At 58.5% G+C, this 14,491-nt stretch carries 12 protein-coding genes; 10 read left to right on the top strand and 2 right to left on the bottom strand.

Annotated features, from left to right (window positions below):
• The first annotated feature begins 52 nt into the window (after window positions 1–52).
• The 4 genes from DSCA_RS13125 to DSCA_RS13110 all read left to right on the top strand — a co-directional run bounded on the left by DSCA_RS13125 (window position 53) and on the right by DSCA_RS13110 (window position 4,751).
• Window positions 53–1,195 (top strand): TRAP transporter substrate-binding protein, encoded by a 1,143-nt coding sequence (locus tag DSCA_RS13125; protein ID WP_155316857.1) that lies wholly within the window; start codon window positions 53–55, stop codon window positions 1,193–1,195.
• Between the two features lie 40 nt (window positions 1,196–1,235).
• On the top strand, window positions 1,236–1,466 hold the full coding sequence (locus DSCA_RS13120; protein WP_155316856.1) for a hypothetical protein: 231 nt from the start codon (window positions 1,236–1,238) through the stop codon (window positions 1,464–1,466).
• 33 nt (window positions 1,467–1,499) lie between these two features.
• Window positions 1,500–4,325 carry an RNA polymerase-associated protein RapA gene (rapA, locus tag DSCA_RS13115; RefSeq protein WP_155316855.1) on the top strand — a complete coding sequence of 942 codons (2,826 nt, stop codon included), beginning with the start codon at window positions 1,500–1,502 and terminating at the stop codon, window positions 4,323–4,325.
• 93 nt (window positions 4,326–4,418) lie between these two features.
• Entirely contained in the window at window positions 4,419–4,751 is a 333-nt protein-coding gene (locus DSCA_RS13110; RefSeq protein ID WP_155316854.1) for a PilZ domain-containing protein, read from the top strand.
• A gap of 365 nt (window positions 4,752–5,116) precedes the next feature.
• On the opposite strand, the gene DSCA_RS13105 is transcribed toward DSCA_RS13110, so the two are convergent.
• Entirely contained in the window at window positions 5,117–5,683 is a 567-nt protein-coding gene (locus DSCA_RS13105; RefSeq protein ID WP_155316853.1) for a hypothetical protein, read from the bottom strand.
• 180 nt (window positions 5,684–5,863) lie between these two features.
• Here DSCA_RS13105 and hrpA point away from each other — a divergent pair, with 180 nt between their 5' ends.
• Window positions 5,864–9,862, top strand: a complete 3,999-nt coding sequence (gene hrpA / locus DSCA_RS13100) for an ATP-dependent RNA helicase HrpA (protein ID WP_197904784.1) — start codon at window positions 5,864–5,866, stop codon at window positions 9,860–9,862.
• Window positions 9,863–10,349: 487 nt separating this feature from the next.
• Here the strand turns inward: hrpA and DSCA_RS33200 are convergent, their stop codons facing one another.
• The gene (locus DSCA_RS33200) at window positions 10,350–10,535 is read right to left on the bottom strand and encodes a tyrosine-type recombinase/integrase (RefSeq protein WP_231716474.1); all 186 of its coding nucleotides are present in this window, start codon (window positions 10,533–10,535) and stop codon (window positions 10,350–10,352) included.
• Between the two features lie 222 nt (window positions 10,536–10,757).
• On the opposite strand from DSCA_RS33200, the gene DSCA_RS32555 reads away from it, so the two are divergent.
• The 5 genes from DSCA_RS32555 (at window position 10,758) to DSCA_RS13070 (ending at window position 14,454) form a co-directional block, all read left to right on the top strand.
• Window positions 10,758–11,339, top strand: a complete 582-nt coding sequence (locus DSCA_RS32555) for a LysE family translocator (RefSeq protein ID WP_231716473.1) — start codon at window positions 10,758–10,760, stop codon at window positions 11,337–11,339.
• Between the two features lie 14 nt (window positions 11,340–11,353).
• Window positions 11,354–11,545 carry a hypothetical protein gene (locus DSCA_RS33195; RefSeq protein WP_407924245.1) on the top strand — a complete coding sequence of 64 codons (192 nt, stop codon included), beginning with the start codon at window positions 11,354–11,356 and terminating at the stop codon, window positions 11,543–11,545.
• 122 nt (window positions 11,546–11,667) lie between these two features.
• Window positions 11,668–13,071: an IS1380 family transposase gene (locus tag DSCA_RS13080; RefSeq protein ID WP_155314716.1), complete on the top strand. Its 1,404-nt coding sequence runs from the start codon at window positions 11,668–11,670 to the stop codon at window positions 13,069–13,071.
• Between the two features lie 374 nt (window positions 13,072–13,445).
• The gene (locus DSCA_RS13075; protein ID WP_197904783.1) at window positions 13,446–13,835 is read left to right on the top strand and encodes a GNAT family N-acetyltransferase; all 390 of its coding nucleotides are present in this window, start codon (window positions 13,446–13,448) and stop codon (window positions 13,833–13,835) included.
• 121 nt (window positions 13,836–13,956) lie between these two features.
• Entirely contained in the window at window positions 13,957–14,454 is a 498-nt protein-coding gene (locus tag DSCA_RS13070; RefSeq protein WP_167527754.1) for a DUF2867 domain-containing protein, read from the top strand.
• The last annotated feature ends 37 nt before the right edge of the window (window positions 14,455–14,491 follow it).

Genomic DNA, 14,491 nt, shown 5'->3' with positions numbered 1-14,491 from the left:
GTAGTTTCTGTTGGGGTGGAATTTCAACATTAACGCATGCAAGGAGGAGAGGATGAAAAGACGTGATTTCCTGAGGAAAGCAGGAGTAGGCGCCGCCGCAGCTGCAGTAGCGACAGCGGGCGTCATCGGATGCACAAAAAAAGAAGAGGAAAAGAAACCGGAAGCGGCGGCGGTGGTTACCAAAAAGACTTACGAATGGCGCATGGTCACCACCTGGCCACCTAAGCTGCCGGTGCTTCAGGATGGCTGCGAACGCCTGGCCAAACGGATTGAAGAGCTTTCCGACGGTCGCATTAAAATTCAGGTGTTTGCCGCCGGTGAGCTGGTTCCGGCTCTGGAAAGTTTCCAGGCGGCTTCCGACGGCACCGTGGAAGTGGGCAGCGGGGCGGCCTATTACTGGGCGGGAAAGGAACCGGCCACCCAGTGGTTTTCCGCCGTACCCTTCGGCCTGAACGGTCAGGGCATGAGCGCCTGGTTTTATGGCGGCGACGGATTGAAGCTCTGGGAAGAGACCTACGCCCCCTTCAACCTGATTCCCCGTCCCGGCGGCTCCACCGGCGTCCAGATGGGCGGGTGGTTCAACAAGAAGATCGAGTCAATTGACGACTTCAAGGGCCTGAAAATGAGGATCCCGGGGTTGGGCGGCAAGGTGCTGGCCAAGGCCGGCGGGACCGTCGTGCTGCTGCCCGGCGGTGAAATTTTCACCTCCCTGGAGCGCGGCGTGATCGACGCCACCGAGTGGGTGGGCCCCCTGCACGACCTGCGCATGGGATTCTTCCAGGCCGCCAAGTACTATTACTATCCCGGATGGCATGAACCGGGAACCTATCTGGAATACTTCTTCAACAAAAAAGCATACGAGAGCCTGCCCACGGATCTGCAGCACATCATCGATGCCGCCTGCACCGAAACCGAGCACTGGGTGCTGTCCCAGTTCGAGGCCCGCAACGGCCAGGCCCTGCAGACCCTGATCAACGACAAGAACGCCCAGCTGGTCCAGTTTCCCGACCAGGTGCTGGCCGACCTGCGCAAACTGGCCGACGAGGTGGTGGCCGAAGAGGCCGCCAAGACGCCCATGGCCACCAAGGTCAACAATGCCTTCAGGGAGTTCCAGAAGGTGGTCGGCACCTGGGGCAGTGTGTCGGAAAAGGCATACTACGATATCATTCAGCCCAAGTTCTCCCTGAAAGGATAACGATTGATCTCGTAGCCCCGGGCTCCGGGTTGTCAACGGATTGCCTACCATCGGTTCCGGTCAGTTGCCGGGGCCGATGGTTTTTTTATCGTACCTGAAAGACCTGGTCCTTTGGGCCAGGTCTATGGCAGCGGGCTATGCCTGCATGGATTACAAAAGAATTCAGGAGTCAGAATCCAGAATCCTGAATCCAGAAGAAGGTTTCGCCATTGGCTCATTCCTTCGTAAAAAGCCGCAGGCGCGCAGCGACATCCTGACTCCTGGATTCTGACTTCTGAACGATTTCCTGAAAGGACTGCATGCCGTGATAACGGACTTTGCCCCCGGTCAGCGCTGGACCAGTGAGATGGAACCCGAACTGGGCATGGGGATCGTCGAGGCGATCGACGGCCGGCGGGTCACCGTCACATTCCCCAAAAGCGGTCTCACCCGCACGTATGCCATCGAAAGCGCGCCGCTCAGGCGGGTCGTTTTTCATCCCGGGGACCGGATTGCCGGCGACGGCGGCGTGTCCCTGACCATCGCCGCCATCGAGACCGAAGACGGGCTGAACGTTTATTGCGGAGACGGGGGCCGCCTGCGTGAGGACCGGCTGGCCGACACCCTGACGGTCAACCGTCCCGCTGATCGGCTCATGGCCGCCCAGCGGGATGCGCTGCCCCTGTTCGATCTGCGGGTCAGGCTGCTCGACCACCGCCACCGGACGGCCCGATCCCCCGTTCACGGATTTGTCGGCGGCCGGGTGGAACTGATCGCCCACCAGTTTGCCATTGCGGCCGAGGTCAGCAGCCGGCGGTTTCCCCGGGTTCTGCTGGCGGATGAAACCGGACTGGGCAAGACCATCGAGGCCGGCCTGATCCTCCACCGGCTGACGACCACCGGCCGGGTCGGCCGGGTGCTGATCGTCGTTCCCGATGCCCTGGTGGTGCAATGGTATGTGGAACTGGCCCGGCGGTTCAACCTGCGCTTTCGCATCCTGGATGATGCCGCCGTGAAGGCGCAATCCGGGGACCCTGCCGGTGACGCGTCTCTGGACGATGAACCCCTGTGCCTGTGCGGCTTCGCTTTTCTGGCCGGGGCACCGCCGGCAATGCGGCGTCAGCTGATGGCCGGCGGCTGGGACATGGTGGTGGTGGACGAGGCCCATCGCATGCGGCCCGGTGACGACCTGTTCGGGCAGGTTCAAGGGCTGGCCCATACGGTCAGGCGGTTGATCCTTATCTCGGCAACGCCAGGACAGCTGTCGGCGCGAAGCCATTTCGAGCGGCTGCGGCTCCTGGACCCGGATCGCTATGGGGACTACCGGCAGTTTCAAATGGAAAACCGGGAATTCGGACGGATGGCGGACCTGGTGCAGGCGGTGGCGCAGGGGGATGGCATCGACCCGGCCGCCGTGGACGCCCTTTCCCGGCTGCTGGGCGTTTCCCCCGACAGGGTCGCGCGCACGCTGGCACGGCCGGACGCTGACGGCGCCCGTCGCCGCCTGGTACGGACACTGGTCGACCGCTTCGGCACCGGTCGGGCGATGTTCAGGACCAGCCGCAGCGCCGTTTCCGGGTTTCCCGGCCGAACGGTCCACCTGGTGCCCCTGGACGCCGGCGGCAAAGGCATGCGGGGGCGGCTGAACACTGAGTTTCTCCGGGATTGCGGGACCCTGCCGCAGCCGGAGGACGTTTGTCTGGAAGACGACCCCCGCGTCCGATGGCTGACGGCCTTCCTTCGGGAGCACCGCGATGAGAAGACGCTGCTGCTGTGCCGGTCCCCGCAAAAAGTCAATGCCCTGCTGCGGTCGCTGGAAAAGGAAACCCATATCAGGATCGGGCGTTTTCACGAGGGCATGACCCTCGTGCAGCGGGACCGCAACGCCGCCTGGTTCGCCGAACCGGACGGTGCGGTCCTGCTGGTCTGTTCGGAGATCGGCAGCGAGGGCCGCAACTTTCAGTTTGCCCGCCGGCTGGTCCTTTTCGACCTGCCCGCGGACCCGGAACTGCTCGAACAGCGCATCGGCCGCCTGGACCGCATCGGGCAGACCGGTGTGGTCCGGGTCATGGTGCCCTACGTCCGCCGGACCGCCGGCGAGGTCATGGCCCGGTGGTACCATGAGGCCCTGAATGCGTTCGAACGGTATGCGCCGGCTGCCGCGTGGGTAACGAAACGGTTCATGGGCGCGCTGATGGCGCTGACAGCGGCACCCGGGCCGGGGGAGGCCGATGCCCGGCTGGCCCGGCTGATCCGCGGCGGTCGAATCGCCGCCGACCGGCAGCGGCGCCGCATCGAAGCGGGACGCGATCGGCTCATGGCGCTGGACCGGTGGTCCCCGGAAGAGACCGGCCGCCTGATCGAAACGATCCGTCGGGCCGACGCCGATTCCGCCTTCCAGGCCCTGGTCGAAGCGCTGCTCGACCATTGCGGAATTGTCATGGAACCGGTTGATGAGCGGGTCTTCAGGCTGATGCCCGATCACCGGTATGCCCAGCCGCTGCCGGGCTTCCGGCCGTCGGGGATTGCGGTGACCACGGACCGGTCGGTGGCCCTGACCCGTGAAGACCTCGGCTTTCTCACCTGGGACCACCCGCTGGTGGCCGGCGCCATGGACCTTTTTCTGGGAAGCGGCAAGGGAAATGTCGCCTTTTCGCTGTGGCCCGCATCCGGTCCGCCGGCATTTTTCATGGAGATGGTGTTCCTGCTGGAAGCCGGTGCGCCACCGGACCTCTGCCTGGACCGGTTCCTGCCGCCCACCCCCATACGGGTGGTCGTGGACCACCAGTTGGAAGACAGGAAAAATGACCTGCCCGACGTCCGGTCGGATTCGTTTGCCGATGGTTCGGCAGCCCTTTTCGCGCAAACCCTTCCCGCCGTTTCCCATCGAATCCCGGACATGGTTGACGCTGGTCGGGCGATGGCCCGGGCCCGGGCCCTGCCCGTTATTGAGGCCGCCCACCGGGCCGCCGGCCTGGCCATGGAAGCAGACGTCCAGCGGCTTGAGGCCCTCGGGCGGGTGAATACCGCCATCGGCGACGAGGAAATCAATGCGGCCAGAGCGGAGCGCGATGCCCTGCTGGCTGCCGTTTCGACGGCTGTGGTGAGGCTCGACGCCATGCGCCTGATCGTGAAGGCAAGGGCGGACTGATCCGCCCCGGCGCCCCTTTTGTTTACGGTGGTTGGCATTGTCCGGAGGCGGTGGTAAAATAAGGGCGACAGTAACGATCAGGGGTCAAGACCAATGAAACCTACAGCCAATCAGAACCAGCGTCGATTTCCCCGCCGGGCCGCGTTCATCATTGCAAAATACAGCGTCCGGGAGGGGACCTACCGGGATATCATCAAAAATATCGGCGCCACCGGCGTTTTTATCGGGACCTGGCGGCGAATTGCCGAGGGGCAGCCCATCGAACTCCGATTTCCGGTTTTCGAATTTGAGAATCAGCTCAAGGTCGCGGGCAGGGTGGTGCGCAGTGATCGCAAGGGATTTTCCGTGGTGTTCGACCGGCCCATTGACGGATTGATCTGCAAGGAAGGGCATTTTCCCGAAATTGTACATGAAAGCAATCGCTGACGCTCTCGATAAAAGGATCCGATCGCGGGGTTGAAACGATCGATACGTTCAATGCACCGGACGCTTGCATAAAAAGGCCGCATTTCGGACGGGTTCGTAAAAAGACCGGGATCTCCCGGTAAACGCCAGACGGGACAGGAAGGCTTGCGAAGCCTGAGAATAGCGATGTCGCGGGTGCCGCAGGCCGTGTGTGCCCACGGTGCCGGGCTTCTGAGGAAGCGTTAATCAAAACAGGGTCGTTTTTCGCAGGAGCGGCTTCCAGCCGCGATGCAATGGGATGATCGCGGCTGGAAGCCGCTCCTGCGCCTTTTCGGTTTCTTTCGGATATGGCCATGCGTGGCCTGAAAAAGCTTTTTGCGAATCCGTCAGTAATACAGGACGGCAACGGCCTTATTGACCATGATCCGCTTGATCCCTTTGGGCAGTTCATACCAGTCCCCACTCCCGCCCGACTCCATGCCGTAGACCAGTGCAGCCGTGCCGATGACAAAATCCAGTACCTGCGGCTTGACGGGTTGGCCGTTGAGCTGCAAAGAGATGAAATCGAGACGGGCCGCACCATCCCGGGTATCCAGGATCCCCTTGAAATCAAAAACCAGCTCCGTGCCCAGAAGCGTGTCGAGATTCAACCGCCGGGCATCGAACGTGAGCCTTCCCCCGACATGATTGCCGTCCATCAGGTCGATTTCGAGTGTATCGATAAAGGGCCTTTCCTCCCGGGCCAGGCGATAGGCGATATAGGCGTTGAGCTCTTTTTCGGTCACCCTGGCGGCGAGTTCACCGGGGTCGGACCGGGGGGGCTGCCTTTCGATGGTCCTGAGGATGTGCCGGACCTTGAGCGCATCTTTGGTCGTCTGGTCGATTCCGCCGGTCAGAACCACGGCAACACTCAACAGGACGATGCACCCATATGCATATAGATTTTTTTTCATCTTTCACCATCGGTTGGGCGACAGTCGCTGATTGCTCCCCGAGCATAGCAAATTGAACCCGCGGGCACAATTGGGACCCTGGCGGAAGGCGGGCAAAAACCGCCAAAAAAGGTTGAAATCCTTCGCCCAATGATGGAAAAGGGCGCCACAGCGGCGATTCGCAGACATACAGGACGACCCATGACCGATACCCGAAAACAGATCACCACCTTCAGGACACTGCTCAAAAAGATGATGCACCGCGATGCCATCGCCCTGCGCCGTGAACTGGATCGACTGGTGCGGTCGCGCAAAAAAATGGGAGACGAGGCCTTCGACCGGCGGATGGACGCCCTGGCACCGCGCATGCACGATGCCGCTGCCCGCCGGCGTCGCCGCCGGGAGGGGGTGCCCGGCTTCGAGGACCTGACCCACCTGCCCATCACCGGGGCCAAGGCGGCCATCGTCGACAGCATCCGCCAGCATCCGGTGACCATCATCTCCGGTGAGACCGGTTCGGGCAAGACCACCCAGATTCCCAAATTCTGCCTGGCCGCCGGACGCGGCCTTGATGGCAAGATCGCCTGCACCCAGCCCCGACGCATCGCCGCCACCACCGTGGCCGCGCGCATTGCCGAGGAAATGGGGGAGACTCTTGGCCGGTCGGTGGGCTACAAGATCCGCTTCCAGGACAAGACCGGCCCCGGGGCCTACATCAAGGTGGTCACCGACGGCATCCTGCTGGCGGAAACCCAGGGGGATCCCTGGCTCAACGAATACGACACCATCATCGTTGACGAGGCCCATGAACGCAGCCTGAACATCGATTTTGTCCTGGGCATCCTCAAGCGGCTGGTCCAGCGCAGGACCAACCTCAAGCTGATCATCACCTCGGCCACCATCGACACGGAGAAATTTTCCAGGGCCTTCGACGATGCCCCGGTGATCGAGGTATCCGGGCGGCTGTACCCGGTGGAAACCCGCTATTTCTGCCCCGATGCCGCACCCGAAGAGAAGGAGGAGCGCACCCCCGTCGAACTGGCCGCCCAGGCCGTCGACCGGCTGGTTAAAACGCACGCCCGGGGCGACATCCTGATTTTCATGCCCACCGAGCAGGATATCCGCGAAACCTGCGAGACCCTGAACGGCCGCAATTATCCGCGAACCGTCGTCCTGCCGCTTTTTGCCCGGCTTGCCGCCGGGGATCAGCGCAAGGTCTTCGCCGCCACATCGGCCCGCAAGATCATCGTGGCCACCAACGTGGCCGAGACGTCCATCACCATTCCCGGCATTCGCTACGTTGTGGACACGGGCCTGGCGCGCATCTCCCAGTACGTGCCGCGGTCCCGGACCACCTCCCTTCCGGTGGTGCCCGTCTCCAGGAGCAGCGCCGACCAGCGCAAGGGGCGCTGCGGGCGGGTGGAAAACGGGGTCTGCATCCGCCTCTACCCCGAGGAGGACTACCTCAACCGGCCCCTGTTCACCCAGCCGGAAATCCTGCGCTCCAACCTGGCCGAGGTCATCCTGCGCATGATCGCCCTCAAGCTCGGGGACGTCGCCGATTTCCCCTTTATCGACCGGCCGGCGGAAAAAAGCATCCGGGACGGCTTCAACCTGCTGGTGGAACTGGGGGCCATCCGGCGCGCAGGCAACAAGCGAAAAGGCGCCCCGGCCTACCAGTTGACCGAAAACGGGCGCACCATGGCCCGCATGCCCATCGATCCGCGCCTCGCGCGCATGCTCATCGAAGCCCAAAAGGAAGGCTGCCTGGGCCAGATCGTCATCATCGCCGCCGCCCTGAGCATCCAGGACGTGCGCGAGCGGCCCCTGGAGAAGGCGGCCCTGGCCGACCAGGCCCACCGGCCGTTCGTGGATCCCCTGTCCGATTTCATCACCATTCTCAACATCTGGCGGGCCATCCACGACCGTGCCGACCGGCCGCGCAGCATGAACGAGCTGAAGAAATTCTGCCGCCGGCACTTTCTCTCCTTCCGGCGCATCCGCGAATGGCGCGATATCCACCGCCAGATTACGGCGGTGCTCAAGGAGCAGGGCAACGGCCCGAAGACGGCCAGGGGCCCGGTGCTGCCGGATGGCCTGGCGGCCGGACAGGATCGTGACGGCGCATTCCACCCGCTCTATGCCGCCATTCACCGCTCGATCCTCAGCGGGTTTCTTTCCAACATTGCCATGCGAAAGGAAAAGGTATTTTTCCGGGCGGCCAAGGATCGCGAGGTGATGCTGTTTCCCGGGTCGGGCCTGTTCAAGAATCCGGGCACCTGGATCGTGGCGGCGGAGATGGTGGAGACCTCCCGCCTCTTTGCGCGCAATGCGGCCGTGGTGGATGTGGCCTGGCTGGAGCCCCTGGGCGGCGACCTGTGCCGGCCCACCTGGTCCGATCCCCACTGGGAGCGCAGCCGCGGCGAGGTGGTGGCCCGGGAGCAGGTGAGCCTGTTCGGACTGCCCATCGTCCAGGACCGCCGGGTGGGCTTCGGGCGCATCGATCCGCAGCAGGCCGCCGACATCTTCGTGCGCAGCGCCCTGGTGGAAGGCGACGTGCGGCAGCCGCCGGGGTTCATCCGCCACAATGCCGAGCTGGTGGACGAGGTGCGCAGCATGGAGGACCGCATCCGCCGGCGGGATATCCTGGTGGACGACGAGGTGCTGGTGGCCTTCTACAAGGAACGGCTCCCCGATGTGTTCGACATCCGCACCCTGAAACACCGCATCCGCAAGCAGGGCGGTGACGGGTTCCTGCGGCTGAACCGGAAGATGCTGACCCGCTACCTGCCCGACGAGGACGTGCTGGACCAGTTTCCCCGCCGGCTGGACCTGGGCCACCGGGTGCTGGACTGCGACTATGCCTTCGATCCGGGAACGGAGGTCGACGGCGTCACCGTCACCATCCCGGCCGAGGCCGCCGGGGACGTTCCCCGCGAACAGCTGGACTGGCTGGTACCCGGCCTGCTGGCCGACAAGATCACCGCCCTGATACGGGGCCTGCCCAAGGTCCACCGGGTCAAACTGGTGCCGGTGGCCGACACGGTGCAGACCATCCTGAACGAGATGCCCCGGGGCCGGGAAAGCCTGCCCACCGCTCTGAGCCGCTTCCTTTTCAGACGGCTGCAGGTCGACGTTCCGGCGGCGGCCTGGCCCGTGGAGGACCTGCCGGACCACCTGAAAATGCGCCTGGCCATTACCGACGCCAGGGGCAAGATCGTGGCCACCGGGCGGAATGACCGTCTGCTGGACCAGGCGCCGGGAAGGCCGGCCCTTCCGTCGGGGTTGGGCGACCTGAAGCGCAAATGGGAGCGCCAGGGCCTCACCGGCTGGGATTTCGGCGATCTGCCCGCGGTGCTGGATGTCGACGACCGGCGGGGAACCCCGTGGCGCCTCTATCCCCGTCTGGCGGTTGCCGGGGGGAACGTCGATATCAAACTGTTCACCGATTCCAAGGCGGCGGATGCGGCCCACACCGCCGGGGTGGCGGCCCTGCTGGCCTGCCAGTTTGCCGACGATGTCAAATACCTCAGAAAGAACCTCAAACTGCCGGCCCTGCTCAAGCGCCAGGTTCACTATTTCGGCGGGATGGCGGCTGTCGAGGCGCAGCTGATCCAGTGCGTCACCCGCGAGTTGTTTGAGGTGAACCTGCTGACGGCGGCCCAATACGACGCCCACGTCGAAACGCTGATCGGCATGCGGGTGCACCAGTGCGGCCGGGACCTGTGCGATGCGGTCGTGGCTGTGGTCGAGGCCCACCACGAGGCGCAATGCCGGATTCTGGAGATCGAGCAGAAACGCATCGCCGCCCCGGTGGTGGGGCAGTTCCTGCAGACCCTCAAGGATGAACTGGCCCGCCTGGTGCCCGATAACTTCGTTCTGCTTTACGACCGGCAGCGCCTGACCCACCTGGTTCGCTACCTGAAGGCCATCTCCATCCGCGTTCAGCGCGGTCTTACCGACCTGGAAAAGGACCGTGCCCGCCAGGCCCTTATCGCCCCTTTTCTCGACCAGTTGAACCGCATGCTCGCCGCCATGGATGCCGCGGCCTCCGCCGAAAAACGGGCGGCCGTCGAAGCGTTTTTCTGGACCATCGAGGAGTACAAGGTCTCGGTGTTCGCCCAGGAGGTGGGCACCGACGGGCCGGTGTCGGCCAAGCGGCTCAAAAAACGCATCGGTGAAATAGACCGGATGGTATGATTGCCGATCTCAGCGCATAGTTCCCTTTAGCGCTGCGACCTCTGCCTTGAGTCTGCGGCAAGCTCGACAATCGCTCAACTTAGTATGAGATAGGATTCGAGGGGCCAAGGGGCGCAACCCGCAGACCACCAGGTTCCAATGGCGAATGGCCGAATAATGGGCTGCGTCCAAGGTGACCCCTAAAATCCACTCAGTCCCGGTAGCGACCCAGTGAACATCCAGAAACAGGCAAATTGGGTCGAGATCTTCCGCTGGAAACCAGACGGGACAGGAACGCGCGCGAAAAATTTTACCGCCCCGTATGGATCACGGGATGTCCCCCAGGCATCTGGCTGATATTCCGAGGATAAAATTTTGAGCGCAGCGCAGATATCGGACCAATAGGCCATTTTGGAAAAACGAACCACAAAAATAACGAAAGTGCATAGCTGTTCCCCTGTAAAAATGATTAAAATTCAAATGTGGCGGCCTGACCCTAAAACCTTCCCTACCGAGCCCCATCGCAACGAAGGGTGTCCAGGGGGCTTTCGGCCGCGTTCAGGTTTTTCTGCATGACATGGGTGTAGATCTCGGCTGTCCTGACATCGGCATGCCCAATCGGTTCCTGTACAGTTCGGATGTTAACCCCGTTTTCAAGCGGTAGCGTAGCTGTGCCGAAACGTGTGACAGCCAATGCGTTTGGTCAGCCCTGTGCGGCGCACCGCAACCCGGACTGCCCTCTGCAGCCCTGAAGAGAGGACATGGTGGCGTTTCTCTTTTCCGCTGCGCGGATCGATGCTGCGCTTTTTGGCCGGAAACAGGTATTGCCAGCCCGGATCCCGAGCCGCGGGACCCATCTTTCTGGCAAACCCTTCCGGCAGCCAGACCCCTCCGACCCCTCTTCCCGGTCTTCCGCATGAGTCTGCTGTACAGTAACCGGTTGGCTGAGAAAAGTTTCGATCTCCATGGCGCCCATTTCACGTGGATGGCGATGTGCTCCGCAGTGATCGATAAATCTCAGATTCCATTTTCAACATGTGCTTTCTGTGGTGGTTGCATAATGGTGATAACGCAGGACTTGGCGAACCTGGTCCATCAATTTCAGGCCGCGATCAGGGGTGAAGTTGTGTTTGTTTTTCATTATTGGTATATCCTTAAAACAAAAAGTGGAAAATTGGACGGATACTATACTGCACTTGGTATCTGCTCTGGGTTATTTGTTCATGCCTGCCTTTCTGCTTTGGGCATTTCAGTTATTTTAGCCAATTCTGCAGTTCTTTTTGGCTATGTGAAATTTACTGGAGCTCTATATCTTATTTGGCTTGGTGCCAATTCCATATATGGGGCATTCAGACATAATCAGCCAGTATTTATATCTAAAAAATCTTTAATGAACATTCGACTTCAACCATTAAGGTCATTTCGCGAAGGCCTGTTCTCAAATGTTTTGAATCCTAAACCTGCGTTTTCTACCTGGCTTTTTTCCCTCAATTTATAGGCCCGAACGATCCGGTGTTTATCAAGTCCATGCTGTTGGTATCTGTACAATTTGTAATCGGCATGAGTTGGTTAATTATTTTGTCACACTTAATATGTCGCCTTAAATCAACTATAGAAAAAGATTCGATTAGAAAAACTCTAAATGGATTTAGTGGTAGCATTTTAATTCTGATAGGCCTAAAGCTCGGACTTGAAACTAATTAAACCTAAAATACGCGATTTTCACAAAAAAAGAGTCCTCTAAAATTGGATAATGTGTTATAATACTTGTTAAAAACCACCATGTTTACAACAAGCGTAAACACACCCAATAGGTAAAGGACTCTATGAGTAAGCATAGCAAAAACTACCGACAAAGTGAACTCAAAATCCAACGCATCGAAACGACGTCCGACCGGTTGACCGGAAGAGCCGGGCTGGCCCTGTTCGTGGCGTATATGCACGGCATTCAGGTTTTTGGCTGGTTCGACCGCTGGTTTGGATCCATCCGCAAGAACCGAAAAGGCCTTGCCATTACAGAACTTTTCAAACAAGTGCTCTGCTTTTTCGCCGATGGGACCAGTCGGCGCCTGGCATATTTCGACCAGATTTCTCGCGATGAGGGCTATGCCGGCAGCATAGAGACGCCAACTGAAGACATGGCCTCTTCTCATCAAATCAAACGTTTTTTCAAAGCATTCGCCTGGACTCGCGTGTTTTTGTTCCGGCGCCTTTTGCAGGCCCTTTTCATCTGGCGTCTGCGGATTACGCAACCCGATGTGATCGAATTGGGTATCGATACGATGGTCATGGACAATGACGATGCAAAATGCCGGCACGGCGTGAAGCCCACCTACAAGAAGAAAAAGGGCTTTCAACCCCTGCAAATGAATTGGGGACGTTTGATTGTCGATGCGGTGTTTCGCAGTGGGGACAAACATTCCAATCATGGCGATACGGTCCTGAATATGATCCGGCACATGGTTCTTAAAATCAGATGCGACTACCGTGGGGATGTGCCGATTATCATCCGCATGGACAGCGGGTTTTTCGACCAGAAAATCTTCGAGCTTTGCGAAAGGCTTCATGTCGGTTATGTCTGCGGCGGCAAAGTGTATAAAGACATCAAGCAAATGGCGGACAACTGGGATGCGTCCAAATGGAAACGGTTCGAATCCGGAAAGAAGAAAGCCTGGAAATACGCCGAGTTCGGTATCCGGCAAGGCAACTGGAAACAATTCCGCCGCGCGATTTTTTGTCGGTTGATGCACGATAACAGCAAACAGCTTTACCTTCCGGGATTTCGGCCTGACACCATCATCGTCACCAACATCGGTCAAGGTCAGGCGATCGACGGTATGCTGGAAAACGCCGGAGCGGTGGAATATCTGACCACCAATGGGCTCGTCGCCTGCTATCATGAACGCGGCAGCGACGAATTGGCCAACCGGGCGTTGAAGGATTTCGGTCACGAACAACTGCCTTTCAAACGATTCGCCCCCAATGCAGCCTGGTATTATATGATGCTGGTCGGTCATTTTCTGCTCGAGTCGTTTAAAGAAGATGTCAGTGCGCCGGTATTATCGATTGGTTCCTATGCCTCCACGGTGCGTAGACGGCTGATCGATATCGCCGGTAAAATCGTTTTCCACAGTGAGCAAACGGTCTTAAAGGTGACTAGGACCTGCCTGGAAAACCTACGCTTGCCGGAGTTGTTTGAACGGTGCCGCAAAGCGCCGGTTATCGAATAACCCGCAGGGAAAATAAAATTTGGAGTAAAACCGGTGGAGAGGTGTGCGCTAAAACAGGCTAAAATGCGCATATGACCACAACAAATTCGGTCAGGATAGCTTGTCTGCAGAAATAGTATCAAATTCTCAGCAGAACCCGATTTCTCTACCATGTTTTACCAGAATACTTCTGTTCAAAACCAAAATCGCCTCGTTTAGGTTAAATACAGTCAACCAGCCATTCCACAGGATTTCGCAAACAACACGAAACCAGTGAATTCAGCGTTATCGCGCCGAGCAAAGCTCGGCGCATCTTACAGGGCGCAAGCCCCTCTCGGGGCCATCACCGTATATATATGAGGATACTTGAAGTTACAGAATACTCAGAAGAAGTATTGGACGCCTTAAATAATCTACTACCTCAATTGTTGGAAACGGTATCGCCACTAACAGTTGAAGACTTAGAGGAAATCATTCAATCGGAGTCTTCTCATTTATTGATGGTCGAATTAAATGGCAGCTATGTCGGCAGCCTTACATTGACCGCGGTTAAAATTCCTACGGGGATCAAGGCATGGATTGAAGACGTTGTCGTCAGCGAAAAAACACGTGGTAGAGGCGTGGGGCGTCACCTCGTCAAGCATGCTGTTGGTATGGCAGGAAATCTTGGTGCCCAAACTGTCAGTTTAACGTCCGGACCTTCTCGTGTGGCAGCCAATAAACTGTATAAGAAACTTGGTTTTGGACCGATAGAAACAAACGTATACCGGTATAAAAGCTCATGACAGATTTTATGAGGCGACGTTAATCGTGCCCGGTCGCCTTGGGCTTTGTCATTCGGGAATCTCGACATTACACGAAGAATCGGGGAAGACGCGCCCCAAAATGGTGTTGTGTGAGTCTAAAATGAATGAGATTCTAAAGTACAAAGAGCTTGAGATTTATTTCCAGAATGCGGATCATGTCGATGTTAAAACAATTGAAAGTGATGTCGATTTAAGGCGTTTTATTTCCGGCATGCTCTCTTACTACCCCTGGTGGATGGTCTCACTATATGGAATCAGGGAAATTCTTGCACGCATCCTCGGGCTCGTTCGTCATGAAAAGCCAGAGACCTTGCCCTCAATAAAACCAGAAGATCTTTCCTATACGCCTGGTGAAAATGCATCATTTTTTATTGTGCGTGATGCAAAAGAGGAAATGTACTGGGTTTCAGAAACACCGGAAGATAGACACTTGACAGCTTTTCTGGGTGTCACCGCTGAAAAACTAAACCATAAACGTACCAGGTATCATGTGTTTACGTCTGTCAAGTATCTTCACTGGACCGGTCCAGTGTACTTCAACTTAATTCGGCCTTTTCACCACATGGTTGTTTGGTGCATGATGAAGGCGGGTAAATAGAAACGCAAAACCACAGATTACTTCGGCAGTTAAATAC

Source organism: Desulfosarcina alkanivorans (assembly GCF_009688945.1).
GTDB classification, from domain to species: domain Bacteria; phylum Desulfobacterota; class Desulfobacteria; order Desulfobacterales; family Desulfosarcinaceae; genus Desulfosarcina; species Desulfosarcina alkanivorans.
The sequence above is the reverse complement of the archived record's forward strand: the minus strand, read 5'-3'. Positions and strand labels throughout refer to the sequence as shown.